Annotated in this window: 23 protein-coding genes and 1 pseudogene; 8 read left to right on the forward strand and 16 right to left on the reverse strand. The window is 66.5% G+C overall.

Going from position 1 to position 24,026, the window contains the following annotated elements; genetic code table 11:
- Positions 1 to 4 precede the first annotated feature (4 nt).
- The 3 genes from EDF74_RS09475 to EDF74_RS09485 form a co-directional block, all read right to left on the reverse strand.
- On the reverse strand, positions 5 to 481 hold the full coding sequence (locus EDF74_RS09475) for a YcxB family protein (RefSeq protein WP_148045935.1): 477 nt from the start codon (positions 479 to 481) through the stop codon (positions 5 to 7).
- A gap of 59 nt (positions 482 to 540) precedes the next feature.
- Positions 541 to 1,032, reverse strand: a complete 492-nt coding sequence (locus EDF74_RS18105) for a hypothetical protein (RefSeq protein ID WP_148045936.1) — start codon at positions 1,030 to 1,032, stop codon at positions 541 to 543.
- A 121-nt stretch (positions 1,033 to 1,153) separates the two neighbouring features.
- The gene (locus EDF74_RS09485; protein ID WP_123729920.1) at positions 1,154 to 2,659 is read right to left on the reverse strand and encodes a YifB family Mg chelatase-like AAA ATPase; all 1,506 of its coding nucleotides are present in this window, start codon (positions 2,657 to 2,659) and stop codon (positions 1,154 to 1,156) included.
- 159 nt (positions 2,660 to 2,818) lie between these two features.
- Between EDF74_RS09485 and yidA the strand changes: the two genes are divergently transcribed.
- Positions 2,819 to 3,658 carry a sugar-phosphatase gene (gene yidA, locus EDF74_RS09490; RefSeq protein ID WP_123729921.1) on the forward strand — a complete coding sequence of 280 codons (840 nt, stop codon included), beginning with the start codon at positions 2,819 to 2,821 and terminating at the stop codon, positions 3,656 to 3,658.
- Positions 3,659 to 3,664: 6 nt separating this feature from the next.
- On the opposite strand, the gene EDF74_RS09495 is transcribed toward yidA, so the two are convergent.
- Together EDF74_RS09495 and ubiK are read right to left on the reverse strand one after the other, a co-directional pair.
- Positions 3,665 to 4,069: a hypothetical protein gene (locus EDF74_RS09495; protein ID WP_123729922.1), complete on the reverse strand. Its 405-nt coding sequence runs from the start codon at positions 4,067 to 4,069 to the stop codon at positions 3,665 to 3,667.
- Between the two features lie 67 nt (positions 4,070 to 4,136).
- A complete protein-coding gene (gene ubiK / locus EDF74_RS09500) occupies positions 4,137 to 4,397 on the reverse strand; it encodes a ubiquinone biosynthesis accessory factor UbiK (RefSeq protein ID WP_123729923.1) in 261 nt (86 codons plus the stop codon).
- Between the two features lie 127 nt (positions 4,398 to 4,524).
- Between ubiK and EDF74_RS09505 the strand changes: the two genes are divergently transcribed.
- Positions 4,525 to 4,863 carry a P-II family nitrogen regulator gene (locus EDF74_RS09505; protein WP_123729924.1) on the forward strand — a complete coding sequence of 113 codons (339 nt, stop codon included), beginning with the start codon at positions 4,525 to 4,527 and terminating at the stop codon, positions 4,861 to 4,863.
- Positions 4,864 to 4,892: 29 nt separating this feature from the next.
- On the opposite strand, the gene EDF74_RS09510 is transcribed toward EDF74_RS09505, so the two are convergent.
- Together EDF74_RS09510 and EDF74_RS09515 are read right to left on the reverse strand one after the other, a co-directional pair.
- Positions 4,893 to 5,546, reverse strand: a complete 654-nt coding sequence (locus EDF74_RS09510; protein WP_123729925.1) for an RIO1 family regulatory kinase/ATPase — start codon at positions 5,544 to 5,546, stop codon at positions 4,893 to 4,895.
- Positions 5,547 to 5,745: 199 nt separating this feature from the next.
- Positions 5,746 to 6,621 carry an alpha/beta hydrolase gene (locus EDF74_RS09515; RefSeq protein WP_184997176.1) on the reverse strand — a complete coding sequence of 292 codons (876 nt, stop codon included), beginning with the start codon at positions 6,619 to 6,621 and terminating at the stop codon, positions 5,746 to 5,748.
- A gap of 298 nt (positions 6,622 to 6,919) precedes the next feature.
- On the opposite strand from EDF74_RS09515, the gene EDF74_RS09520 reads away from it, so the two are divergent.
- Positions 6,920 to 7,825, forward strand: a complete 906-nt coding sequence (locus tag EDF74_RS09520) for an aspartyl/asparaginyl beta-hydroxylase domain-containing protein (protein ID WP_184997178.1) — start codon at positions 6,920 to 6,922, stop codon at positions 7,823 to 7,825.
- 132 nt (positions 7,826 to 7,957) lie between these two features.
- On the opposite strand, the gene speE is transcribed toward EDF74_RS09520, so the two are convergent.
- Positions 7,958 to 8,812 (reverse strand): polyamine aminopropyltransferase, encoded by an 855-nt coding sequence (speE, locus tag EDF74_RS09525; RefSeq protein WP_123729927.1) that lies wholly within the window; start codon positions 8,810 to 8,812, stop codon positions 7,958 to 7,960.
- Positions 8,813 to 9,004: 192 nt separating this feature from the next.
- Here speE and speA point away from each other — a divergent pair, with 192 nt between their 5' ends.
- Together speA and EDF74_RS09535 are read left to right on the forward strand one after the other, a co-directional pair.
- Positions 9,005 to 10,894 carry an arginine decarboxylase gene (gene speA / locus EDF74_RS09530; RefSeq protein WP_123729928.1) on the forward strand — a complete coding sequence of 630 codons (1,890 nt, stop codon included), beginning with the start codon at positions 9,005 to 9,007 and terminating at the stop codon, positions 10,892 to 10,894.
- Between the two features lie 94 nt (positions 10,895 to 10,988).
- Positions 10,989 to 11,312, forward strand: a complete 324-nt coding sequence (locus EDF74_RS09535; RefSeq protein ID WP_123729929.1) for a DUF6122 family protein — start codon at positions 10,989 to 10,991, stop codon at positions 11,310 to 11,312.
- Positions 11,313 to 11,506: 194 nt separating this feature from the next.
- On the opposite strand, the gene EDF74_RS09540 is transcribed toward EDF74_RS09535, so the two are convergent.
- The 3 genes from EDF74_RS09540 to EDF74_RS09550 are packed head-to-tail and all read right to left on the reverse strand — an operon-like array spanning position 11,507 to position 13,790.
- Positions 11,507 to 12,832 (reverse strand): sensor histidine kinase, encoded by a 1,326-nt coding sequence (locus EDF74_RS09540; protein ID WP_123729930.1) that lies wholly within the window; start codon positions 12,830 to 12,832, stop codon positions 11,507 to 11,509.
- A complete protein-coding gene (locus EDF74_RS09545; RefSeq protein WP_123729931.1) occupies positions 12,829 to 13,491 on the reverse strand; it encodes a response regulator transcription factor in 663 nt (220 codons plus the stop codon). The genes EDF74_RS09540 and EDF74_RS09545 overlap by 4 nt, the downstream gene beginning before the upstream one ends.
- Positions 13,491 to 13,790, reverse strand: a complete 300-nt coding sequence (locus tag EDF74_RS09550) for a PepSY domain-containing protein (protein ID WP_123729932.1) — start codon at positions 13,788 to 13,790, stop codon at positions 13,491 to 13,493. Before EDF74_RS09550 ends, EDF74_RS09545 begins: the two co-directional genes overlap by 1 nt.
- A 141-nt stretch (positions 13,791 to 13,931) precedes the next feature.
- Here EDF74_RS09550 and EDF74_RS09555 point away from each other — a divergent pair, with 141 nt between their 5' ends.
- The gene (locus EDF74_RS09555) at positions 13,932 to 14,366 is read left to right on the forward strand and encodes a PepSY domain-containing protein (RefSeq protein WP_123729933.1); all 435 of its coding nucleotides are present in this window, start codon (positions 13,932 to 13,934) and stop codon (positions 14,364 to 14,366) included.
- An 82-nt stretch (positions 14,367 to 14,448) separates the two neighbouring features.
- Here the strand turns inward: EDF74_RS09555 and EDF74_RS09560 are convergent, their stop codons facing one another.
- The 3 genes from EDF74_RS09560 to EDF74_RS09570 form a co-directional block, all read right to left on the reverse strand.
- Positions 14,449 to 14,964 carry a hypothetical protein gene (locus tag EDF74_RS09560; protein WP_123729934.1) on the reverse strand — a complete coding sequence of 172 codons (516 nt, stop codon included), beginning with the start codon at positions 14,962 to 14,964 and terminating at the stop codon, positions 14,449 to 14,451.
- 98 nt (positions 14,965 to 15,062) lie between these two features.
- Entirely contained in the window at positions 15,063 to 16,274 is a 1,212-nt protein-coding gene (locus tag EDF74_RS09565; protein WP_123729935.1) for an NAD(P)/FAD-dependent oxidoreductase, read from the reverse strand.
- Between the two features lie 7 nt (positions 16,275 to 16,281).
- Positions 16,282 to 16,776 carry a lipocalin family protein gene (locus EDF74_RS09570; RefSeq protein ID WP_123729936.1) on the reverse strand — a complete coding sequence of 165 codons (495 nt, stop codon included), beginning with the start codon at positions 16,774 to 16,776 and terminating at the stop codon, positions 16,282 to 16,284.
- Between the two features lie 182 nt (positions 16,777 to 16,958).
- On the opposite strand from EDF74_RS09570, the gene EDF74_RS09575 reads away from it, so the two are divergent.
- Both EDF74_RS09575 and EDF74_RS09580 read left to right on the forward strand, forming a co-directional pair.
- Positions 16,959 to 17,207 (forward strand): hypothetical protein, encoded by a 249-nt coding sequence (locus tag EDF74_RS09575; RefSeq protein WP_121040674.1) that lies wholly within the window; start codon positions 16,959 to 16,961, stop codon positions 17,205 to 17,207.
- Between the two features lie 82 nt (positions 17,208 to 17,289).
- Positions 17,290 to 19,740: a DUF3772 domain-containing protein gene (locus EDF74_RS09580; protein WP_184997180.1), complete on the forward strand. Its 2,451-nt coding sequence runs from the start codon at positions 17,290 to 17,292 to the stop codon at positions 19,738 to 19,740.
- Between the two features lie 171 nt (positions 19,741 to 19,911).
- Here the strand turns inward: EDF74_RS09580 and EDF74_RS09585 are convergent, their stop codons facing one another.
- Entirely contained in the window at positions 19,912 to 22,014 is a 2,103-nt protein-coding gene (locus tag EDF74_RS09585; protein WP_123729938.1) for a phosphoglycerol transferase I, read from the reverse strand.
- A 282-nt stretch (positions 22,015 to 22,296) separates the two neighbouring features.
- Positions 22,297 to 23,940: pseudogene (locus EDF74_RS09590) on the reverse strand (ABC1 kinase family protein); the annotation flags it as partial.
- Positions 23,941 to 24,026: the final 86 nt, after the last annotated feature.

The following is a 24,026-nucleotide window of genomic DNA, read 5'->3' on the forward strand; positions in this document are numbered from 1 at the left end:
TCCATCACCGAGCGGGCCCTGGGGTCACCACCGGCACGGACGCCAACAGCCGCTCAAACCGTCGGCGCTGCGCTGCGTCCATCTCCCGGAACGGTACCGGCATCGCGCCGCCCTCTACCAGTTCGATGAGATAAGCCGCCTGCAACCGCTGCACGTGCTTCACCTGGTGCCATGTTCGGAAGGCAGTCCTGCCTTTGCTTGTGCGCGATATGCCTGCCGCACTGAAGACGAACGCACAGCGACCGACGCGGAGCATCTTCCAGGCAAAGATCGGCGGCACCACAACGGCCAGGACGGCTCTCTGCACGCTCGGCCAGCTCCAAGGGCTGGCGCGATTCAGATGCTCGTTCCGGGCCACCATGTCCATCGCAATGACTTCAAGCAGCAGCTGCCGATACTCCGCAAGCTGGTACGACACGTCGATCTCGATGCGCGGACCTGTGTGCTCCACATAGCCTCCTTGGATGTGTTTGGACGTCATCGCCATTGCAGCAAGGTGCCACGTTCCGTGTGTCGCTGAGCGCTGCTGAAGACAGTGTTTCACTTCTGGGAACGGTGCTGGGCAATGTGTGCGAAGAGGGTCTTCGTGCCGATGTTCTGGAACGCCTGCGTCGTGGTATAGGCGCTGATGGCATTGTTTCGGGGCCCGGACGCCACTATTCCTCGAGACTCCGCTTCGACGAATGCCGCGCGACGCTCGTCCTCAGTGAAGACCGCATTGGTATTGGCTATCACTCCCATGAGGAGCGTTCCCTCAAGCGGCTTGAACGGGTTGATCCTGGAATTCCCTGATAGGTAGTCGGAGGCCAGCTTCGCGAGCGCTGTGCGCATCTCATCGGTAGGGCTGTTGGCTGCAGAGCGTATGGCGGCATCGGGTGTCTGTGTAAGCGCCGCGCTGAGGTGGGTTCTGGCATCCCCTGCTCGTGGTGGCGGATTGGTCGCAGCCGAATGCCGCGGTGCCGTAGCGCTGGCAGAGGGGCGGGCAGCAACGGCAGACGAAGCGATGCGTCCAAGGCCTGCGGTATTTTTCATGCGTAGCGTCTCTCCATGTGTTTCGTGCTCCCGGCAGGCAACGTTTGTGCTGGAGCGCGAGGGCCTACGTGGATGGCAGATCTGTTGCGTGGCGTGGGATGTGGCGGTCGCTGATGCACTGCTATTGGACCCCCATCCCCCGATCCAACTGCCGATATCCGATCGCCTCCGCCACATGCGCGGTCTTGATCTCCTCCGCGTGCCCCAGATCCGCCAGCGTCCGCGCCACCCGAAGGATGCGATGCATCGAGCGCGCCGACAGCTGCAGGCGCTCCACCGCATCCTCCAGCAGCTGCTGATCCTCTGGCGACAACCGGCAATGCTCGCTCAGCTCGAACGGCAGCAGCTGTGCATTTGCCTTCCCACTGCGTAACAGCTGCACCTCCCGCGCGGCGACAACACGGGCGCGAACACTCGCACTATCCTCGCCAAGCGGCGCGTCATCGCGCAGCTCACGCGGGTCCAGCCGAGGCACTTCGACATGCAGATCGATGCGGTCCATCAACGGCCCGGAGACACGCCCGCGGTAGCGACGGATGACCTCCTCGGTGCAGAGACAGCGCCCGCTCCGGTCGCCTGCCCAGCCACACGGGCACGGATTCATCGCCGCAACAAGCTGAAACCGGGCAGGAAACCGTTCGGTACGTGCAGCGCGGCTGACCACGGCAACACCGGATTCAATCGGCTCGCGCATGACCTCCAGCGCGTGCCGGCTCCACTCGGGCAGCTCGTCCAGAAACAGCACGCCGTTATGCGCCAGCGAAATCTCGCCAGGGCGCGGATGCGACCCACCGCCAATCAGCGCGACGGCGCTGGCCGTATGGTGTGGCGCTCGGTAGGGCCGCTCTCTCCAGCGCCCCGCATCGATGCCCTGGCCGCTGCACGAGGCGATGGTGGCCGCTTCCAGCGCCTCCAGCTCGCTGGCAGCGGGCAGGATGCCGGGCAGGCGCGAGGCCAAGAGGGTCTTGCCGCAGCCGGGCGTGCCGAGCAGCAGCAGGTGATGCCCACCGGCCGCCGCGACCTCCAGCGCCCGCCGGGCCTGCAGCTGGCCGCGCACGTCGCGCAGGTCGGGGATGCTGACCGGCAGTGGGTCAGCCGCCACGGCCGGAGGCAGTGTGCCGCTCTCAAGGGCGCTGCAGACCTCCAGCAGGGTGCGGGCAACGCGAACGTCAGCGTGCTGGGCCAGTGCGGCTTCTTCGCTGTTGGCGGCGGCCACGATGAGGCTGCGGCCGTCCCGCGCGGCAGCGATCGCCGCTGGAAGGACGCCGTCGACACCGCGCAGCTCGCCGGTCAGGGCCAGTTCGCCGAGGAACTCGTACCTGTCCAGGGACTGCGCATCGGTCTGACCACTGGCGGCGAGGATGCCAAGCGCGATGGCCAGATCAAACCGCCCACCCTCCTTGGGCAGATCGGCCGGGGCCAGGTTGATGGTGATGCGCCGCTGCGGAAACTCGAACCGCGCGCAGATCAGGGCGGCTCGCACGCGGTCGCGCGATTCCCGTACGGCGGCGGCCGGCAGCCCCACGATCTGGGTATGCGGCAACCCGCCGGACAGGAATACCTCGATCCTCACGGCCGGCGCTTTGACGCCGGCGCGGGCACGGCTGTGCACCAGCGCAAGGCTCATGCAGTTGTTTCCGGGGTCTGCGGCATGCCGTGCACAGTGGCAGCACACGGAGCACCCGATCCATCAGCACTTGCCGCGCCGTGGGGTAGGCAATCGCCGCCACCGTATCCAGCACTCCCGCTAGACTGGATGCCCCCACGCTCCACGCCGTCGAACACCATGGATATGCACCACCGCTCCGGCGCCATCGAACTGGTCGCCATCGATATGGACGGGACCCTGCTCGATCCGTCCCACACGCTCACGCCCCGGGTGATGCAGGCCATCGCCCGCGCCCGCGCGCAGGGCGTGCAGGTGGTGCTGGCCAGTGGCCGCCCGGTGTCGGGGATGGCACCGTTCCTGCAGCAGTTGGGGATCGCGAGCGAGCAGGACTATTGCATCGCCTGCAATGGCGCGGTGGTGCAGAACATCGGCAGCGGCCAGCGCGTCATCGAGTTTCCGCTGAGCTTCGAGGACTTCGTGTTCTGCGAGCGGATCTCACGCGAACTCGGTATCCACTTCCAGGCGCTCGATGGTCGGCGCATGTACACGCCCAACCAGGACATCAGCCACTACACCGTGGCCGATTCGCACCTGTCGAACGTGCCACTGTCGTATCGCCGGGTGGCGGACATGGACCCGGCGATGCAGTTCATCAAGCTGATGATGATCGATGAGCCGGAGGTGCTGGATGCCGCCATCCAGCGCCTGCCGTCGGAACTGACAGATCGCTTCGCGGTGCTCAAGAGCGCGCCGTTCTTCCTGGAAGTATTCGATCACCGCGCCGGCAAGGGCCCGAGCCTGGAGAAGCTGGCCGCGCACCTCGGCGTGGACCGCGCCAACGTGATGGCGGTGGGCGATCAGGAGAACGACCTGACCATGCTGCAGTTCGCCGGCACCAGTGTCGCCATGGGCAACGCGATTCCGGCAGTGAAGCAGACGGCGCGCTTCGAGACCGCGACCAACGCCGAGGACGGCGTGGCGCTGGCGATCGAGCGGTTCGTGCTGCAGGACGTGTAACGCGCGTTATCCCCTCGCGCGGCTGCGGCGACGCTTCGCGCGCGACCAGGGCAACGCCATCATCAGTGCAAACACCAGCAGGGTCGGCAGGGTGAAGACCCACATTTCGCCACCACCGATCCCCGTACCGATGGCGAGCAGGCCGTACCCGGCCAGCTCCAGCGCGGCAATGGACGTGGTGTTGTGCGCGAGCAATGGGAGGCAGGCGATGAACGGGGCAGGCAGCGCGCCGTGGCCACCGACGACCAGCGTCGGTGCGAGTAGTCCAGCCAGCACGGAGAAGACGACGCGGTAGGCGCTGCGGCCAAACGCGCCGTCGATCCGGATGAAGCGCATCAGGTACATGGCGGCGATCACCGCCGCGAGGCTGGCACCGGCGATAGCCAGCATCTGGGCATCATGTTGACTCATTCAGACGTCCTTATCGCATCGTGGATGGAGGGCAGCCGCTGCCGCCTCCGCAGATCCTGGCGTAGCCTCACTCGCGGGGCGCAGCCGCCCCTCGCGTTTCCAGCTCGGCCACCACTTTCTCCAGCGACTCCAGCTTCTCGCGGGTGCGCAGCAGCACGGCACGCTGCACGTCGAACTCCTCGCGGGTCACCAGGTCCAGCTTGCCCAGCCCGGCCTGCAGCGCGGTCTTGAAGGTGGCCTGCAGTTCTTCGCGCGACTGGCGCAGGCCCGGTGGGACCATGTCGCTCAGGCGGCGGGCGAGGTCATCGAGGTGGTTGAGGTCGATCATGCTGCGGCTCCGCGGGGTATACGCCAAGGATAAGCCGCCACGCTGCCGGCGGCACTAGACCGCGCGCATCGCGTTCACCGGCGGACAGGCGTTATCCTCGCAGCCTGGAACACAGGAGTGCAGACGGATGAAGATGGTCATGGCGGTGGTCAAGCCGTTCAAGCTCGACGACGTGCGCGAAGCGCTGGCCGAGCGCGGCGTCACCGGGATCACGGTCACCGAGGTCAAGGGCTTCGGGCGGCAGAAAGGCCACACCGAGCTCTACCGCGGGGCGGAGTATGTGGTCGATTTCCTGCCCAAGGTGAAGATCGAAGTGGCCGTCGTCGACAATCAGGTCGAAGAGGTGGTGGAGGCCATCGTCAAAGCCGCCGGCACCGGCAAGATCGGTGACGGCAAGGTCTTCGTGTACGACCTGGGCACCGTGGTGCGCATCCGCACCGGTGAGCTGGACGCCGACGCGCTGTAACGCGCGCGGCTTCCCGAGGGCACCCGCGATCAGGCGTGGCCCTTGAACCAGCGGTAGAAGCGCTTCCAGGCCACGCGCACCCCGGCCACCCAGCGCGGGTCGGCCACCCGGGCCGCCTCGGAGGGGCTGGGGCGCTCGCCGGTCAGGCGCTGGCGCATCTTCAGCAGGTTCTTCATGTCGCTGCGGCGCAGCTGGCGTGAGACCGGGTGTACCGGCAGCCAGCGCGGGCTGCGCCAGGCCGAGGTGAAGTCCACCAGCACCGGCACCCCGCCGCTGACCATCACGTTGGTGCCGTGCAGATCGTTGTGGGTGATGCCGGCGGCGTGCAGGCGGGTCAGGGCGTACTGCAGCTGCTCGAACACCTCGATGCCGACCGACTGGGCCGCGCTCAGGGTCTGGCCGGGAATGAACTCCATGCCCAGCGCGAGGCCGCCGATGGTGCCGAGCAGGGCCGGGGCGTGCTTCCAGCCGCTCAGGCGCTGCAGGATGCGCGCTTCGCGGCGGACCAGCAGGCGGGCGATCGGCGACAGCGGGGTGCCGCGATACCGGGTGTAATCCTTGACCACCGCGGGCTGGCCATTGAGGCAGGTGCGGTAGACATCGGGCTCCAGGAGGCGTTCACCGCGCTTGAGCAGCTCGGCGGGGGTGGTGTCATCGACACACGGGGCAACAATTGTGTTCATAGGGGTCTGTGCGACCCGGCGGTCGGCGCAATGCGTCAGGCGTACCGGTGCTGCTTACTGTGGGAACTGAAGATTTCGTTAATTTTAGTACTCGCCAGTACACGAATCCAGACGATGTCGGAGAAATGTCGTCGCCCAGCGTGGAACAGTTCGTCACGCTGAAGCGGACAATCTTGTATCGTTCGGAATAATTTCGTTTTCAATCAGTTGTTTGGGTAGTGGGCGATTGAGCAATGCGGTGAAGGAACGGCAGGAGTGCGTCGCGCAGCTGGTCCAGGCCAGGCGGTTCGATCGGGAAGTGACCGCACGCCTCCAGCAGGACCCGCTGGCGCGGCGCAGCCAGCCGCTCGAAGAAGCGGTCGCTGATCTGCACAGGCGTCCATGCGTCGCACGCGGGATGGACCATGAGCACCGGGCAGCGGGTGAACTGCTCGGGCTCCACGGCCGGCGGGGTGTCGAACAAGGACGCGAGCAGGCCCAGTGGGACCCGGTTGCCACCGCCCAGCGGGTCGCGGCAGACCAGCGCCGACAGCACGGGATCGCGTGACATCCGGTCCATGTGGGTGAACCAGCGCACCGGCACGCGCAGGCCCCGGGTCAGCCGGCTCACCGGGCGCAGGGCAGGCAGCAGCCGCCGCATCCAGGGCTGCCGCACCAGCGCAGCCTGCACGGCGGGATCGCGCGGGTCGGCCAGGGTGGTGGCCACCAGACCACGCACCCAGGGCGATTCGGCGGCGACCAGATAGGCCAGGTAGCCGCCGATGCTGGCACCCAGCAGGACGAAGGGTCGCGCGCGCTGTACGTGCTCGGCCTCGATCAGCGCCAGCAGGCTGCGTTTCCACACTGCGTAATCCACCTGTGACCAGGGCGCAGGGCTGAGCCCGTAGCCCGGCAGATCGGGGGCCAATACTTCATGGCCCGCCACCGCCAGGCGCTGGGCCAGTGGCGCAAACATCCGCCCATAGCCGCCAGCGCCATGCACCAGCACTACACTCAGTGCGGCATCGGCCGGGCCATGGCGGTCCAGCTGCAGCGCGCCGAAGCGACCTTCAATGCGCTCCGCACGTGGCGCCACAGCACCCGCTACCGGCTCAAAAAACCCTTGGTAGGCCTGGCTGAGGACGGGGTAGGGATCGGGGGTGGCAGGACCGTGCATCGGGACAGTCTAGGCGGTCCGTTCAGCCAAGCCGCGCTGAATGCCGCCCAGCCCGTGCTTGACCGCGACGCGGGCGCTGCCGACCATACGCTGTTGCTCGCGACATTGGCGGCCGCCCCACCCCGGCACGTCCCCGCCCATTGCCGCCGTATCGATGCCGGTGCCTGCCGTGCATCGCCCCCACTATTTCGGGTCCGGCCATGCCGGAGGAAGACTGATGATCAAGATCGTGCTGGCAGGGCTGTTCATTGCCTGCGTGCTGTACATCCATTACCGCGGCAAAGTGCGTGCACGCTGGTCGCGCCAGTTGCTGGACCACTCCAGCTTCATGGCCCCGATCAACGTGATCATGTACGCGTTCTCGAAGGTGCCGACCACGCCGTTTCTGGATCCGGGCAAGGAATTTCCGCAGCTGGAGCCGTTGCGCCAGAACTGGCAGATGATCCGCGACGAGGCACTGGCCCTGCGCGATGCCGACAAGATCGCCGCCTCCAGCACCTTCAACGATGCCGGCTTCAACTCGTTCTTCCGCCGCGGCTGGAAGCGCTTCTACCTGAAGTGGTACGGCCCCTCGCACCCGTCGGCCAAGGCGCTGTGCCCGAAGACCACCGCGCTGCTGGAATCGCTGCCGGACGTGCGCGCGGCGATGTTCGCCCAGTTGCCCTCGGGCAGCGAACTGCGCCCGCACCGCGATCCCTTCGCCGGCTCGCTGCGCCTGCACCTGGGCCTGGCCACGCCGAATGATGACGCCTGCTACATCGACGTGGACGGCATCCGGAAGAGCTGGCGCGACGGCGAGTGGATGATGTTCGATGAGACCTACATCCACCACGCGCACAACGAGACGCCGGACGACCGCGTGATCCTGTTCTGCGATATCGCCCGCCCGCTCCGCTTCGGTCTGCCGGGTCTGTTCAACCGTGCGGTTGCCTCCACGCTGCTGGCCGGTGGCGCCTCGCCGAACCTGCCGGGTGACCCGACCGGTGGCGTCAACAAGGCCTTCGGCAGCGTCTACAAGGTGCGCCTGAAGGCCAAGGCCCTGCGCGAGCGCAGCGTGGTCGCCTACCAGGTGATCAAGTGGGGCCTGGTGGTGGCGGTGATCGCCGGCATCTGGGCGATCTGAGCCGGGGGCGTCAGGGTGCCGGCCAGCGGCCGGCACTACCAGACATAAAAAAACCGCGCTGTTGCCAGCGCGGGTTTTTTGTTGCCGCATCCTATACCGGTAGGTGCCGACCGTTGGTCGGCACGCCTTCGATCAGCCCTTCAGGGCTGAAGCCACGAACGGCGGGGTCACCAGCACACCGGTGTGCAGCGCGGCGGTGTAGTACAGCGTATCGAACGACTTGCCAGCCGAATCGGCCTGGCGGAAATCGAAGCTGCTCTCGCCCTTGCGGGCCAGGGTCACGCTCCACCAGCCGGTCGGGTAGCACGGCTGCGGGAACGGCAGGGTCTTGAACGAACCGAAGCCGGCCTTGCCCATCTCGGCGCGCATTTCGTTGATCAGGTCCAGCTGCATCAGCGGCGATTCGGACTGCTGCACCAGGATGCCGTCGTCCTTCAGGGCCTTGAAGCAGCTCTCGTAGAACGCCTTGTTGAACAGGCCTTCGCCCGGACCGACCGGGTCGGTCGAATCCACGATCACCACGTCCACGCTGCCGGCCGGGCAGTTGGCCATGTAGGCCACGCCGTCGTCGAACATCAGCTCGGCGCGCGGGTCATCGTTGGAATCGCACAGTTCCGGGAAGTGCTTGCGGGCCATCACGGTGACCTGCTCATCGATGTCGCACTGGGTCACGCTCTCCACGCCGGCGTGCTTGAGCACTTCGCGCAGGGTGCCGCAGTCGCCGCCGCCGATGATCACCACGCGCTTGGGCGCGGCATGGGTGAACAGCACCGGGTGGCTGATCATCTCGTGATAGAAGAAGTTGTCCTTGCTGGTCAGCATGATGGCGCCATCGATGGTCATCAGGTTGCCCCAATCGGTGGTCGCGAAGATCTCGATCTTCTGGAACGGCGACTGCACTTCATCCAGCTTGCCGGTCAGGCGGTAGCCGATGGCCGAGCCGGTGCGCTCGAAGTGTTCGATGTACCAGTTGTTGTTGTCAGTCATGGAGCAGCAGTCCTGTTCGGAAGGGTGTTGGAGCCGGGCTGGCGGCGGTGCCGCGTGGCGCAAGCCACGTCCGGACGGGTTGGCCCGTTCAGGTTTCAAGCCTGAGCACGGGCGCGGGCGCGCATGATAACGGAGCTGTCGCCACATAGGCGTTATCATGCACCCCCCTTTTTACCAACCAGGCCCACTGAAATGACCGATTGGTCCCTCGACCAAGCCCGCAAGACCTACTCGATTCCGCATTGGGCGGATGGCTACTTCGACGTGGATCAGGCAGGACACATGGTGGTGAGACCGACTGGCCAGGACGGCCCGGTGGTGTCCTTGCCCAGGATCGTGGACGCCGCCCGCGAGGCCGGTGCCAAGCTGCCGCTGCTGGTGCGCTTCCCGGACATTCTGGGCCAGCGCCTGGGCAAGCTTCAGGCCGCGTTCGCGCAGGCGCAGGCCGACTGGGACTATCCGGGCGGCTACACCGCCGTGTACCCGATCAAGGTCAATCAGCACCGTGGCGTGGCCGGCACGCTCGCCAGTCACCACGGCGAGGGCTTCGGCCTGGAAGCGGGCAGCAAGCCCGAGCTGATGGCCGTGCTGGCGCTGTCACGCCCGGGTGGCCTGATCGTCTGCAACGGCTACAAGGACCGCGAGTACATCCGTCTGGCCCTGATCGGCCGCAAGCTGGGCCTGCAGACGTTCATCGTGATCGAGAAGCCCTCCGAGCTGAAGCTGGTGCTGGAGGAATCCAAGGCCCTGGACGTCAAGCCGGGCCTGGGCGTGCGCATGCGCCTGGCCTCGCTGGGCGCGGGCAAGTGGCAGAACAGCGGCGGCGACAAGGCCAAGTTCGGTCTTTCGCCGCGCCAGCTGCTGGACCTGTGGAAGTCGCTGCGCGATACCGAGTACGCCGACTGCCTGAGCCTGCTGCATTTCCACATGGGCTCGCAGATCTCCAACGTGCGCGACATCGCCAACGGCATGCGCGAAGCGACCCGCTACTTCGTGGAGCTCTCGCGCCTGGGCGCGAAGATCACCCACGTGGACGTCGGCGGCGGCTTGGGCGTGGATTACGAAGGCACCCGCTCGCGCAGCTTCTGCTCGATCAATTACGGCCTGAACTCCTACGCCAGCAACATCGTGCAGCCGCTGGCCAATGCCTGCGAAGAGCATGGCCTGACCCCGCCGCGGATCGTCACCGAGTGTGGCCGCGCGATGACCGCGCACCACGCGGTGCTGATCGCCAACGTCTCGGAAGTGGAAGAGGCGCAGGAAGGCCGCGTGCCGGACCAGCATGACGACGAGCCGGCGGCGATCCGCCACCTGCGCGAGATCCACGCCGAGCTCGACGAGCGCCCGGCGGTGGAGCTGTTCCAGGAAGCGCAGCACTTCCATGCCGAAGGCCTGTCCAGCTATGCGCTGGGCCAGATCGACCTGCCGCAGCGCGCCCGCATCGACGACCTGTTCTACGCCATCGCCCATGCCGTGCGTGCACGCCTGAGCTATGACGAAAAGAGCCATCGCCCGGCACTGGACGAGTTGAACGAGCGCCTGGTCGACAAGTACTTCGTCAACTTCAGCGTGTTCGAATCGATTCCGGATGCCTGGGCGATCGACCAGGTGTTCCCGATCGTGCCGATCGAGCGCCTGAACGAGCAGCCCGAGCGCCGCGGCATCATCGCGGACATGACCTGCGATTCGGACGGCATGGTGAAAACCTACGTCGAGAACGAGAGCCTGGACACCTCGCTGCCGTTGCACGCGCTGAAGTCCGGTGAGAGCTACCGCATCGCGTTCTTCATGGTCGGTGCGTACCAGGAAATCCTCGGCGACATCCACAACCTGTTCGGTGATACCGACGCGGTGGAAGTGGTGGCCGACGCCGATGGCTACGCGATCACCCAGCAGCGCCGCGGTGACACCACCGATGTGATGCTGGACTACGTGGGCTACAGCCTGGCCGATCTGCGCGCCAGCTACGCCGAGCGCGTGGCGGCGGCGAAGCTCTCGCCCGAGCGCGCGCAGGAACTGTCCGAGGCACTGGAAGCCGGTCTGACCGGCTACACCTACCTGTCCGACGAGCCCCTCGCGTAAACCGGTGGCGACGGGTGATGGCCTTCGGGCCTCACCCGGCCGTCCGTAGCGTCGGGCACTGCCTGGCCGTCCTTCCACGGCACCTGGAAATCCCATGAGCGCCCGCGCGATCTTTCATCTGTTCCTGCATGCGGCCGTACCGGCTGTGCTGGCGTGGATGTTCTGGCGCAGGCGTTTCATGTCCGCCTGGGTGCTGATGCTGCTGGGCTGGATCATCGATCTGGACCACCTGCTGGCCGACCCGATCTATGCCCCGAACCGCTGCAGCATCGGTTTCCATCCGCTGCACACTGCACCGGCGATCGCGGTGTATGCGGGGCTGTGTATACCGAAGAAGACGCGGCTGTTCGGCATCGGTCTGATCATCCACATCGTGCTGGATGCCATTGACTGCTGGTGGATGCACGCCGGCAGGTGAATCCACGCTACGCGTGGATGTCGTGCAGCCTCCGATCCGCTGCACATGACCGGTAGTGCCGGCCGCTGGCCGGCTCCACGCAGCGTCGGGAGCCGGCCAGCGGCCGGCACTACCCATGGCTCCACGCAGGGTCGGGAGCCGGCCAGCGGCCGGCACTACCAATGGCAAACGCAATGCCGTCTGCGACGGCGCGTTTACCCTGCCGGCAACGTCAACGTCGCCTGCAACCCCGACGCGCCATTGGCCAGCACCAGCGTCCCACCGTAGCTCTCGGCGATGTCCGCCACGATCGACAATCCCAACCCACTCCCGGCCGCGCGCTCATCCAGCCGCACGCCACGTTCCAGCACGCGCTGCAGCTGCTCCACGGGAAGCCCGGGACCGTCATCACTCACCGTGATGTGCAGCTGACTCTCACGTAGTGCCACCTCCACGCGCACCGCGTGACTGGCCCACTTGCCCGCATTGTCGAGCAGGTTGCCCAGCATCTCTTCCAGATCCTCGCGCGCGCCGGCGAACACCGCCGTGGTGTCGCTGTCGCACGTAAAACGTAGCCCGCGCGCGGCATGCACGCGCTGCATCAGCCCGCACAGCGCGCTCACCACCGGCGCCACCGGCGTGCGCTGCTGGCTGTCAGCGCCCAGGCCTGCAGCGAGGTAACGATCAATGCTGGCCTGCATGCGCGCGGTCTCGCTGCGCAGGGTCTGGCGCCAATCGCTGCCATCGCCCTCGGCTTCGGTGGTGAGCACGGTCAGTGGCGTCTTCAGCGCGTGCGCGAGGTCTTCGGCGCTGCGGCGTGCGCGTACCACCATGCGCTGATGATGGTCGAGCAGCGCGTTGAGCTGGACGGCCAGCGGCGCGACTTCCTTGACCAGGCCCTGCTGCGGGAAGCGCACGTTCTCGCCGTTGCGGACCTGCCCGGCAATGCGGCCCAGTTCGGCCAGGGGGCGCAGGCCGTAATGCACCTGGGTCACCAGCACGCCGAACCACACGGCGATCAGTACCGCCAGGGCGAGCGCAGTGCGCTGCCGGAAACTGGCGACCTGGGCATCCAGCTGGCTGCGGTCGGTGGCGACCATGACGATCACCGGCGCGGCGGCGCGGGGCAGGCGGACCTGCTGGGCCAGCACACGCAGGGATTGCTGCAGCGGGCCGGGAGCATCGAAGGCCTTGGCCGGTCCCGGCTGCAGCGCGGTGGGTGCGGCCAGCGCGTCATCCCACAGCGAGCGCGATTGTCCGAGCGCGCGGCCTTGTTGGTCCAGCACCTGCCAGTAGTCGCCGGAGAACACGCGGCGGTAGCGCTCGTCAGCCAGCGTGTCGCGCCACTGCAGCTGGCCGTTGGCATCGCTTTCGGCCAGTGCGAGTACCGCGATCAGATCGTTGCCCAGGCGCTCATCCATCGCGGCCCGCGCTGAACGCTCGAACATCGCGCCCAGCCACCAGGTCGCCAAGGCGGAGACCAGCACCAGGCCCAGGCCACCGGCCACCAGCAGGCGGGTGCGCAGCGAGCCGGTGGTCATGGCGTTGCCGACAGGCGGAAGCCCTGGCCGCGATGCGTGTGGATCAGTTCGCTGCCGAGCTTGCGGCGGATGCGGCCGATCAGTACATCGAGCGTGTTGGAGTCTGGATCGAAGCCGTCCTCGTAGACGTTCTCGCCCAGCCGCGAGCGGCTCAACACGGTATCGGGGTGATGCATGAAGTAGCTGAGGATGCGGTGCTCCTGCGCGCTGAGTGCCAGCGGCGCGCCGTCCAGCTCGAAGCGGCCGGCGTTGACGTCCAGCACCAGTGGGCCGCACTGCAGGCGCGGATGCGCGTGGCCGGCGCTGCGGCGGATCAGCGCGCGCAGGCGCAACAGCAGCTCTTCTGGCTGGAACGGTTTGGTCAGGTAGTCGTCGGCGCCGGCATCGAAGCCGGCCAGTTTGTCGTGCCAGCGGGCGCGGGCGGTCAGCACCAGCACCGGGAAGTCGCGCCCGGCCTGGCGCCAGCGTTCGATCACGCTCAGCCCATCCAGGCCCGGCAGGCCCAGATCGACCACGGCCGCGGCGATGTCCTCGATCTGGCCCTGGTACTCGGCATCCCGCCCCTCCGCACTGTGGATGACCACGTAGCCGGCCTCTTCCAGCAGCGTCTGCAATCGGCTGGCAAGCAGGGCGTCATCTTCGGCGAGCAGCACGCGCATCAGTCTTTTTCCATCTTCAGCAGGCGGCCGGTGGCGGCATCGTAATCCAACTCCATCACCACGCCGTCCGGGCCAAGGATCTCGATCTCGTATTTCCCGTCATCCAGTTCCACCTCGATCAACTTGCCGGGGTAGCGACGCAGCGCGTCGGCGACCACCTGCTCCAGCGGCACGAAGCGACCCTGCCGCACCGCCTGGCGAACGCTGTCCTGCTGACGGCTGCCACCGTCGAGGACCCGCATCGGGTCCTGCGGGGCGAGGGTCAGCAGCAGGGGCAGCATCAGGGACAGGGCAGACATGCGGGCACGCAGGGCAAAGGGCAGGGCACCGGTATACCGGGGCTGTCTAAACAGTATCTAACAGTCGCCCTCATGCTCCGGTTAGGCGCGGTGGCCAGACTGGCGGTGCCGGAATGGACCGGTGCCCCCTCAAGGATTCCCATGAAGACGATGATTGCCGCTACCGCCCTGGCCGCTGCGCTGTTCGCCACCCCGGCCTTTGCCGCCAACCTGTCGGCCGCCCAGGTCCAGGCCAAGCTGAGCGCGGCCGGCTACACCCAGGTGCATGAGCTGGAGCACGACGATGGCGTGTGGGAAGCGGACGTGACCCGCAAGGACGGCACTGTCGATGAAGTGATCATCGATGACACCAAGGGCGAGATCTTCGATCCGCGCGATGGCCGCGCCGTGCTGGACGCCGGGCAGATCCTGGCGCTGGCGGGCAAGGCCGGGTTGACGCAGATCGAGTCGATCGAGCGCGATGGCGCGACCTGGACCCTGGATGCGCGCAACGCCCGCAACCAGCGCGTGGAAGTGCGCATGAGTGGCTACGACGGCCGCGTGCTCGCCAGCAAGCGCGATGGCTGGTGGGATTGATTCCAGCGCGCCACCGCGCGCTGGATGCACGAACGGCCGGGTTTCCCCGGCCGTCCGCATGTCCGCGTGAGGGATGCCGCGCTTACCAGCGCGAGGGGTAATCCCAGTAGCCCGGGCCGCGGCCGTAGCCACCGTAACCGTCGAAGCCGTCATAGCCGTACGCACCATAGGGGCCGTAGAAGCCAGGGCCCTTGCCTTCGCTCACCCGGATGTTGATGTTGACGTTGCGGGTGTTGCCTTCGTCATTGGTGTAGTTCTTGCTCAGGTTGAGTTCGGCGGCGTTGTAGTGGGTATTGCCGAAATTCTCCGAATAGCCGATGCCGGTGGTCAGGCTGCCGTTGACCCGCAACTTGTCGTCGGTCACGTGGGCGATGCCGTTGGCCGCACGATCGGTTGAACGCCGGCCGGTACGATCGCCGTAGAACGTGCCCGGCGGATCGCCGCGCAGGGACTGATCGCTCAAGTACTGCATGGGCGCATCGGGAATGCTCAGATCCAGCCCGGTCGAGGACTGCGGGCCGGTGGCGCCTGCCGCAGACTGGGCCAGCGCCACACCGGGCAGGGACAGGCACAGCAGCAGGGGAAGCAGGCGGATCATGAGAGGCTCCGGAGCAGACAGGCGGGACGGCCGACAGCGCTGACGCTAGCAGGCATAGTTTGAATGATGCCTGTCATGGCGTGGGTTGCAAGGGGAACTCAACGCAACCGGCCGAATCCGAACAGCTCTGTCAGCGGATGCCGGCGCCGCTCGATGCCCGCGCGCAGCAGCCCGGCCCCGATCATGGAGTAGGTGATCCCGTTGCCGCCGTAGGCCATGGCGAACAGCACCCGCGGCCCCCATTGTGGGTGCGGGCCGAAGAACGGCAGGCCATCGTGGGTCTCGGCAAAGGTACCGCCCCAGGAGAAGGCCGGCTGCAGCGGCAGGTGCGGGAACAGTTTGGTGGTCTTCTTGAGCAGCGTGACGGTCTTGCTCTCCACCCGGCGGTCGCGCCGGGCCGGGAGATCGATGGCATCGTCCTCGCCGCCGATCAGCAGCCGGTGGTCACCGGTGCTGCGCAGGTACAGATACGGCCGCGCCGATTCCCAGGCCATGGTCTCGCGCAGGGGGCCGAGCAGGTCCGGATGGATCGGATCGGTGATGAAGGCGTAGCTGCTGCGGTTGCGGGCCACCGAGGGCTTCAACCAGCGCTGCCCGGCATACCCGGTGGCCATCACCACGTGGCGGGCACGGATGCGGGCGCCGCCGAAAGTGGTGGCGGTCACGCCGCGCGGGGTCGGGGTGAGCGTATCGAGCACGGTACGGTCGTAGACCCCGCAGCCGCGCGTGTGCAGCCGCATCAGCAGACGATAGGTGAGCCGGTACGGATCGATGCGTGCGGCCAGCGCGCTGAGGATTGCGCCCGGTGCGCGGATGCCGTACCCGGCCTGGACCGCCTCGCTGTCCAGCCAGCGCACATCGAAGCCGTGCTTGGCACGCAGCGCGCATTCTTCGGCCAGTACGGCCTGGTGCCCGCGCTTGCTCGCGTAGTACAGGCTGGCCATGCGGTGGCAGTCCACATCGCGGAACGACGCGGCCACCTCGCAGATGGCCGGGATCGCCTCGGCACAGGCCTGATAGGCCAGCACCGCCGCGTCCTCGCCGTAGCGTTGGGCCAGGTCGATCAGGTGCGTGTCAATCTCATACTGCAGCAACGCAGTGCTGGCCGCGGTGCTGCCCCAGCCGATGTCGCGCTGTTCGATCAGCGCCACATCATGACCGTGCGCGCACAGCTCGTCCGCAATCAGCGCGCCGCTGATGCCGCCGCCGACCACCAGCACCTCGCAGTTGAGATCCTTCTCCAGCGGTGGGAAGGCATGCATCAGGCCGTTGCGCACGGCCCAGAACGGATACCCGCTCTTCAGATCCATGGCAGCCTCAGGCGGTGGGGTGGCCGGTGTGCGGGGTCTGGATCAGTTCGGTCAGGTCGAAGCCCTGCAGGCGCGCCTGGGCCAGATAGTGCTCCTGCGTGGTGCGGTCCAGCGTGGGCGTGCGCGAGAGCAGCCAGAGGAACTTGCGGTCCGGGCTGCCGACCAGCGAGACGCTGTAATCCGGTGCGATCTGGATCACCCAGTAGTCGCCCTTGGTAAACGGCAGCCAGCGCAGGCCCTTGGGCAGGAAGCTGACCTCCAGCCGCGCGGTGTCGTTGTCCACGGGGCAGGCTTCGCCGTCGGCTTCCTCGATCTCGTTGCCCATGCGGCAGCGGTTGACCACGGCAACGTGGCCGTTGTCCTTGAGGCTGTAATGCGCGGACACATCCGTGCAGCCTTCCGGCTCATGCTTCATCGGCAGGCGGGCGATCTCGTACCAGGTGCCCAGGTAACGCGGCAGCTTGAGGTCGGGAACGGTTTTCAGGTCGGGCTGTGTGGTCATGGGTAAACGCTGGTGGGAGTGCGATCCCACGATGCCGGGGCCGCTGCCACGGCCGGGTGAAGCCGGGGCGAGTGCGGCGTCGAGACAGTCCGTTGTGGTCGCGTCATGTCCCGCTTGCGGTCGCAGCGCTATGCTGGGCCGGAGCGCCATCAGCGCTTCTTTCAACAGCGATGGAGATGCGGATGTACCAGGTGATTCTGCTCAAGAGCGAAACCGGCGTTGCCCGCCAGCAGCGCGAGACCGCCGACGATGTGCTCGACCACGAGGGCGTGACCTACACCCTGCGCGCCGGGCCGCGGCAGCCGTTGCCGACCGATCACGCCTGGGATGAGATCGCGGTCTACGCGCCCGAGGAGATCACCGAGGAAGAGTTCCAGGACTGGTATGCCCGCCTGCAGCCGCAGGTCGAGGAGCTCCGCCTGAAGTACTGAGCGCCCGCATACCTGTTCTGAACGGGGCCCGGTTTATAGTCGCGGGCAGGCGCGGTGGTCCGCGCGAACCGTTGGTGCTGGCGTGTCGCTTCGTCATTCTTCGTTTGTGGTGCGGTCGCTGGGCTGGCTGCTGTTGTTCACCTGTCTCGGCGCCGCGCCGGTCGCCCTCGGGCAGGCCACGGATCCGCCCCCGGACCTGGCCAAACAACTGGTCCAGGCCGAAAAAGCGCTGCGCGCCACCAGTGACGCGCTGGAGGATGCGGGCACCACTGAAACCCTGAAGGCGCTGTCCGACCGCGCCCTGGCCGTCCAGCGCGATGCCGACGGCCTGCAGAGCGCCCTCGACCCGCAGCGTCAGCAGGTGGATGCGCGGCTCGAGCAGCTTGGACAGGTCGCCGAAGGCACCGTCGAGCCGCCGGAAGTGAGCCGGCAGCGCAAGGCGCTGAACCAGCAGAAGGCCGACATCACCGCGCAGATCGCCCGCGCCAAGCTGCTCTCAGTGGATGCCAAACAGCTCGGCGAGCGCATCGAGAAGATGCGGGTCACCCAGTTCAGCGAACAGCTGAGCCGCAAGGTCGCCTCGCCGCTGTCACCTGCGCTGTGGCGCAGCTTCGCCAAGGATGTGCCGGACGATGTGCACCGCCTGGCCATTCTTTACCGCCTTGGCGAAGACGCGGCCCGCAAAGCCATTGCCAAGCATGGCTGGAACGCGCCCTTGATCGGCCTGGCGGTCGCACTGGTGCTGTTCTTCCCGTTGCGTCTGTGGCTGCGTGCGCTGGGGCGCCGCTTTGCCGCCTCCGAGCGTGCACCCGATGGACGTCTGCGCCGCTCTGGCCTGGCGGTGTGGCTGCTGCTGGTCGGCACGCTGTTGCCGGGCCTGGCGGCGGTAGCCCTGGTGGAGTCGCTGGATGCGATCGGCGCGATCCCGCCGCGCCTGCAACAGGTGGCCGAGACGTTCGAGGTGGCCACCTTCGTGGCCGCCTTCATCGCTGCGCTCAGCGCCTGTCTGCTGGTCCCCAAGCGCCCGTCGTGGCGGCTGCTGTCGCTGGATGACAGCGCGGCGTTGCGGCTGCGCAAGTACGCCTGGGGCGCGGCCGGCCTGACCTGGCTGAGCATCATGCTGGTCGCCCTCGACCGTGCAGCCCGCACCAGCGAGGTGACCACGGTGGCCGCCGATGGGTTGATGGCGCTGACCTACCTGGGGCTGATCATCGCGATCCTGACTTCGCTGGCGCGCATGCACAACCGTCAGGCGGCCGAAGCCGCCGAAGCCGAAGCACGGGCCGATCCCCGCGCCGGTGGTGATGGCAAGGTGCGGGGGGCACCTCGCCGCAGTGGCTGGATCGTGCTGGCGCGCCTGATCGGCCACATCGCCGTGGCCGCGGCGGTGATCGCCACACTGCTGGGGTATCTCAACTTCGCGCTGTTCGTGGCCCAGCAGCTGGTCTGGGTCGCGGTGGTGTTCATGGCGGTCTCGCTGCTGCTCAAGTTTGCCGATGACCTGGCCACCTGGGTGCTCGCGCCCAGCAGCCGTGCCGGGCAGACCATCGTGTTGACCACCGGGCTCAGTGAGTCGCGGGTGGAGCAGGCCGGCGTGCTGCTCTCGGCGGTGCTGCGGGTCGGGGTGATAGTGCTGGGCGTGCTGATGCTGGCCGCGCCGTTCGGCAACCTCAACGCTTTCCTGGGCGGGCTGGACTCGTTGTCCGGCGGCCTGAAGATCGGTGAGACCACGCTCCGGCCGAGCAGCGTGCTGTATGCGGTGCTGGTGTTCCTGGTGGTGTGGGCGGTGATGCAGACCTTCCAGCGCTGGCTGAGCGACACCTACCTGCCCAAGACCGAGCTGGATGCCGGTGCGCGCAACTCGATCAGCACCGTCACCCGCTACCTCGGCATCATCGCCGCGGTGCTGTGGGGTGTCACCGCGCTGGGCATCGGCCTGGAAAAGCTGGCACTGGTGGTCAGCGCGCTGTCGGTGGGTATCGGCTTCGGTCTGCAGGCGATCACCCAGAACTTCGTCTCGGGGCTGATCCTGTTGGCCGAGCGGCCGGTCAAGATCGGCGACTGGGTCAAGCTGGGCGACCAGGAAGGCGACATCAAGCGGATCAGCGTGCGCTCGACCGAAATCCAGGTCGGCGACAAATCCACCTTGATCGTGCCCAACTCCGAGCTGATCACCAAGACCATCCGCAACATGACGATGGGCAATGCGCAGGGCCGGATCCAGATCCAGTTCTCGGTGCCGTTGAACACCGACGTGGCCGCGTTGCGGCAGATCCTGCTGGATGCCTACACCGATCACCCGGGCGTGCTGAGCGACCCGGCACCGTCGGTGTTCATCGACTCGATCGCCAATGGGCAGATCGCGATCAACAGCTTCGCCTACGTGTCAGGCCCGCGTGCGGTGTACGGCGCACGCAGCGAGCTGTACTTCACGGTGCTGCAGACGTTTGCCGAGGCCGGGATCGCGCTGTCCTCGCCGACGGATATCCATCTGGTGCGGGATCCGGCGGCGACGCCGGACCCGGACGCGTAAGCGCAACCGATGACGGACGGATGCCGACCGATGGTCGGTACCGTCCCGATGCAGGTAGTGCCGGCCGCTGGCCGGCAGATAGACGATGCAGAGAGAATCGGGAGCCGGCCAGCGGCCGGCACTACCGATATCGACGGCCGACAGCGCCCGGCACCGCCCGGGACGGCCGGATCAGCCGCGGTTGCCGCGGCGCGACGGCACCAGCGCGAAGGTATCCACGGCCAGCTTCTCGGCGTGGTTCAACCAGGCGCGCACTTCCAGGTCATCGACCTCGTGGTCCAGGCCGAAGCTCAGGTTGATGCGCCCCTCGGCATCCGGCTGTACCCACTGCTGGGCGACCACCACCTTGCGCTGAGAGGAGACCGCCTCGATCCAGAAGCCGCGGTCGGGTGACTGCTTGGTCACCAGCTGCACCATGTACTGGCCGGCCCGGGTGCGGCGACCCTTCTGGGTGATCATGTGCGCCTGGCGGATGCTCGGGCGCGGGCCGTTGAACGGATCCAGCGGGCCATCCACCGCCACGCCACCGCGCAGCTGGTCATCGCGGAACAGCTTGATGCCCTTGTCCTGGTTGACCAGCATCGCGCACCAGTCGCCATCGGCCGAGCCGTCCTCGAACGCGGTGCAGCGATCCACGTAGGCCAGCGTATTGGACGGGTCAGCCAGATCGAACTGCTTGGAAGTGTTCTCCAGGTAGACCGATTTCAGGTCCCAGTGCTTGTCGTACTCCAGCAGCACCGGTGGCTGCACATGCTGCAGGCCGATCACCACCTGGTTGTCGTCATCGATGCGCAGCTGGCGGGTCTTGTCGCCCAGCCACAGCGAGCGCGAGAACGCCAGGTAACGCGGGTAGTCCTTGCCGTTGTCGCGGAACACCGCGGCGCTGGCACTGTCCGAACGCTCCGGATGCAGCAGCGAGCGGCCGAAGCCGATCGAATCGATGGCCGGATCGATCAGGCTCAGCAGGGTCGCGCCCGAATCCAGCGTCGAACCGGCCGGTGCGGCCAGCTGGCGCGGGGCGATGTCCTTGCCCAGGAACAGCAGCAGGTTCTCGCGGTCCTGCTTGGCGAGGATATGGCTGAGATCATTCGGCATGGCCAGGTGATCGGAAGCGATCACGATCAACGTGTCCTCGCCGTACGGGCTGGCCTGGATACGGTCGACCAGCTTGGCGATCAGCCCGTCGGTGCACTTGAGCGCATTGAGCATGCCGATGTTGCCGTGCTCGCTCTTGTAGCGGGTGCCTTTGCAGGCCACGGGCAGATGGCCGGCCGGGTGATGGGTGTCCATGGTCAGCGTGGTGAGCATGAACGGCTCGCCCTTGCGCGAGAGCTGCACGAAGCGGTCGTATGCCTTGTCCAGCAGTACATCGTCATGCACGCCCCACGGGGAGAAATGCGCGCGGGTGATCTTCTGCTGCTTGAACCAGGCCAGGTCGTCGACGGTATCGAAGCCATGCGTGGCCAGGAACTGGCCTTTGCCGGCGAACTGGCCGTTGGCCCCGCCCAGGTAGTGATTGGTGTAGCCCTGCTGCTTGAGGTAATCGCCCAGGCAGACCGCTTCGGGCAGGAAGCTGCCCATGCGGCCCATGCTGTTTTCGTCTTCCTTGGCGGTGGTCAGTGGCACACCACACATCGAGGAGACCAGGCCGGCGATGGTCCAGCCACCGCCTTCGGCCGAGACCAGCCCGCGCACGTCCAGCGACTGCGCGGCCAGCCGGTTGATGTTGGGCATCAGGTCCGGGAAGGTTTGTTCATTGAGATAGGTGCGCTCCAGGCTTTCGCCGTAGATCCACACGATGTTGCGCGGCTTGGTCAGCGGCTGGGTCGGCACGCGGTATTCGGCTTTGACCATGCTGTAGTCGACCGGGCGCATCTGCTGGTACAGACGCTGGCCATCGCTGTACAGCGGGCTCACCACGATGGCGACGAACCACATGGCCATGAAGCCGGCAAACACCGCCTTGCCATGCGCGGGGCGGGGCCGACGACGCAGGCGTGCCAGCAGCAAGGGGGTAAGCGAGACCAGGGCCAGCGCGATGAAGCCGGCGATGTAGTGCTTGAAGTCGGCGACACCGGCGCCTTCCATGTCCGCGCCGAGGTGGTACAGCGTGGCTGCATTGAGGCCGTCACCGGACAACTTGTTGATCAACCACCATGCGCTGAGCGTCAGCAGCAGCAATGACATCAGGCTTGCCTTCCACCACACCCACTTGTCAGATGCGAGGAACAGCCAGGTGAGCAGCAACAGTGACAGCAGCAGGATCCAGAGCATAAGCACTTTTGGCAGTGGAGACAGGTGGTGATGGACGTCATGACGACGCAGTTCCCATCCGACCGGCTGTCTCAACCACACATGCATGACAAGCCGATGACTCGATCATGCCTGCACGAACCTGACTGAAATGTTTGTTGAAAACGACATACTTCATCACGCATCGCATTGCTATATGCGACGTAAAACGCGCGTGAAGAAGTGCGCGCGATGCAGCATTGCAACGCACGGTGCGGAAGTGTCTTCGTTGTGTCTGAATGCGTGCCGCGCGTGGAGAACGCGTCAACGGTGCCCGCGTTCTTCCTTCGAACGTGCACGACGATCAAAGATCAACGCACTGAGGATGATGCCCAATCCCAGGAACACACCGATCAACATCAAGGTGAATGCGATCGCCGGATAGCCGAACAGATGCCAGCCGGTATCGACCTTCATCATCATCGCTGCGGCGAGTATCAGGGCGGCGGTGACGATACCGGCGGACACGCGGTTGGCGATCTTCTGCAGGTTTTCCATCAGGCGTGATTCTTCCAGCCCGGTGACTTTCATCTGCAGGCGGTTCTCGGCGAGCAGCGCGAGGATGTCGGTCATCTTGCGCGGCCCATCGCGCAGCAGCTGTTGGATCTCCATCGCTTCGCTGGCCAGATTGGCTTTGGACAGTGATTTCTTCAGGCGTGCGCGCATTACGTGCTGCAGCTGTTTCTCCACGATACGGCGCGTATCCAGGTCGGGCGACAGCAGTCGGCAGACGGTTTCCAGATTGAGCAGTGCTTTGCCGAGCAGGCTCAGCTCCGGCGGCGTGCGCAGGCCACTGGCGGTGGCGATGCGCACCAGGTCCAGCACCACGCGGCCCTCGGAGAAGCTGCTGTTGGCCGCGTAGCGTGCGATGACCTGGCCGGTCTCGCGCAGGTAGCGTTCCTCGTCGAAGTACTCCAGCCGCGTGCTGATGCCGATGATCTCGTCGGCCACTTCCTCGCCACGCCCGTCCACCGCTGCGAACAACAGCTTCAGCAACCGCTCGCGCAGCCGCGGCGGCATGTGCGCGACCATGCCCAGGTCGAAGATCGCCAGACGACCGTCCGGGGTGACGCGCAGGTTGCCCGGGTGCGGATCGGCATGGATCTCGCCGTGCACGAAAATCTGATCGACATAGCCGCGGATCAATGCAGCGGCAAGCGGCGCCATCGGCTGCTCGGTGCGGCGCACGTCGGGGATCATGTCCACGCGCACGCCCTGCGCCAGCTCCATGGTCAACACGCGATGACTGCAGTAGTCCCAGATCGGCTGCGGCATCCACAGCGGTTTGAAGGGCTTGAGGTGCTGACCGAAGCGCTGCAGGTTCTCGGCCTCAGCCTGGTAGTCCAGCTCCTGCATCAACGTCTTGGCGAACTCATTGAGCCAGTCGCGCAGGCGTACGCGACGGCCGACCTGGGTGAGGTGGTCAGCGGCCAACGCGAAGCTGCGCAGCACCTCCAGGTCCGAGCGCAGCTGTGCGGCGACCTCGGGCTTCTGCACCTTGACCGCCACCTGACGCCCGTCATGCAGTTCGGCGCGGTGGACCTGGGCGATCGAGGCGCAGCCCAGCGGGACCGGATCAAAGCTGGCGAACAGCTTGGAGACCGAGGCACCCAGCTCCTGTTCGATGATCGCCGCGACGCGCTCGACCGGGATCGGTGCCACGTTCTCCTGCATGCGCTCCAAGGCCGTGGCGAACTCCACCGGCACCATGTCCGGCCGGGTGGAGAGCATCTGGCCCAGTTTGACGAAGGTCGGCCCCAGCGATTCCAGATCGGTGACGAACTGCTCCGGGTTGCCGTCCGGCGGCACATCATGGACCGCGCGTGCATCCAGGTTCATGCCTGAAAACACGCCGGAATTACGGTAGCGCAACAGCAGGCGCAGGATCTGGCTGCGGCGGTTCATGCCCTTGACCAGCGACGGCGAACCGGGAACGACGGGCGTGGTGTTCAAGCAGGACTCCGGGGCGACGATCACCGGCAGTGTGGCCGGGC

Source organism: Stenotrophomonas rhizophila, from assembly GCF_003751305.1.
Lineage (GTDB): Bacteria > Pseudomonadota > Gammaproteobacteria > Xanthomonadales > Xanthomonadaceae > Stenotrophomonas > Stenotrophomonas rhizophila_B.

Bases quoted from the DNA above. Each gene is read 5' to 3' on its own strand.
- EDF74_RS09520 (WP_184997178.1), top strand. From the start codon at position 6,920: ATGATCAAGATCGTGCTGGCAGGGCTGTTCATTGCCTGCGTGCTGTAC.
- EDF74_RS09535 (WP_123729929.1), top strand. From the start codon at position 10,989: ATGAGCGCCCGCGCGATCTTTCATCTGTTCCTGCATGCGGCCGTACCG.
- EDF74_RS09570 (WP_123729936.1), bottom strand. From the start codon at position 16,776: ATGACCACACAGCCCGACCTGAAAACCGTTCCCGACCTCAAGCTGCCG.
- EDF74_RS09485 (WP_123729920.1), bottom strand. From the start codon at position 2,659: ATGAGCCTTGCGCTGGTGCACAGCCGTGCCCGCGCCGGCGTCAAAGCG.
- EDF74_RS09495 (WP_123729922.1), bottom strand. From the start codon at position 4,069: ATGAGTCAACATGATGCCCAGATGCTGGCTATCGCCGGTGCCAGCCTC.
- EDF74_RS09555 (WP_123729933.1), top strand. From the start codon at position 13,932: ATGAAGACGATGATTGCCGCTACCGCCCTGGCCGCTGCGCTGTTCGCC.
- EDF74_RS18105 (WP_148045936.1), bottom strand. From the start codon at position 1,032: ATGAAAAATACCGCAGGCCTTGGACGCATCGCTTCGTCTGCCGTTGCT.
- EDF74_RS09560 (WP_123729934.1), bottom strand. From the start codon at position 14,964: ATGATCCGCCTGCTTCCCCTGCTGCTGTGCCTGTCCCTGCCCGGTGTG.
- EDF74_RS09540 (WP_123729930.1), bottom strand. From the start codon at position 12,832: ATGACCACCGGCTCGCTGCGCACCCGCCTGCTGGTGGCCGGTGGCCTG.
- EDF74_RS09510 (WP_123729925.1), bottom strand. From the start codon at position 5,546: ATGAACACAATTGTTGCCCCGTGTGTCGATGACACCACCCCCGCCGAG.
- speE (WP_123729927.1), bottom strand. From the start codon at position 8,812: ATGACTGACAACAACAACTGGTACATCGAACACTTCGAGCGCACCGGC.
- EDF74_RS09550 (WP_123729932.1), bottom strand. From the start codon at position 13,790: ATGTCTGCCCTGTCCCTGATGCTGCCCCTGCTGCTGACCCTCGCCCCG.
- ubiK (WP_123729923.1), bottom strand. From the start codon at position 4,397: ATGATCGACCTCAACCACCTCGATGACCTCGCCCGCCGCCTGAGCGAC.
- EDF74_RS09505 (WP_123729924.1), top strand. From the start codon at position 4,525: ATGAAGATGGTCATGGCGGTGGTCAAGCCGTTCAAGCTCGACGACGTG.
- EDF74_RS09475 (WP_148045935.1), bottom strand. From the start codon at position 481: ATGACGTCCAAACACATCCAAGGAGGCTATGTGGAGCACACAGGTCCG.
- EDF74_RS09575 (WP_121040674.1), top strand. From the start codon at position 16,959: ATGTACCAGGTGATTCTGCTCAAGAGCGAAACCGGCGTTGCCCGCCAG.
- EDF74_RS09545 (WP_123729931.1), bottom strand. From the start codon at position 13,491: ATGCGCGTGCTGCTCGCCGAAGATGACGCCCTGCTTGCCAGCCGATTG.
- EDF74_RS09565 (WP_123729935.1), bottom strand. From the start codon at position 16,274: ATGGATCTGAAGAGCGGGTATCCGTTCTGGGCCGTGCGCAACGGCCTG.
- speA (WP_123729928.1), top strand. From the start codon at position 9,005: ATGACCGATTGGTCCCTCGACCAAGCCCGCAAGACCTACTCGATTCCG.
- EDF74_RS09585 (WP_123729938.1), bottom strand. From the start codon at position 22,014: ATGCTCTGGATCCTGCTGCTGTCACTGTTGCTGCTCACCTGGCTGTTC.
- yidA (WP_123729921.1), top strand. From the start codon at position 2,819: ATGGATATGCACCACCGCTCCGGCGCCATCGAACTGGTCGCCATCGAT.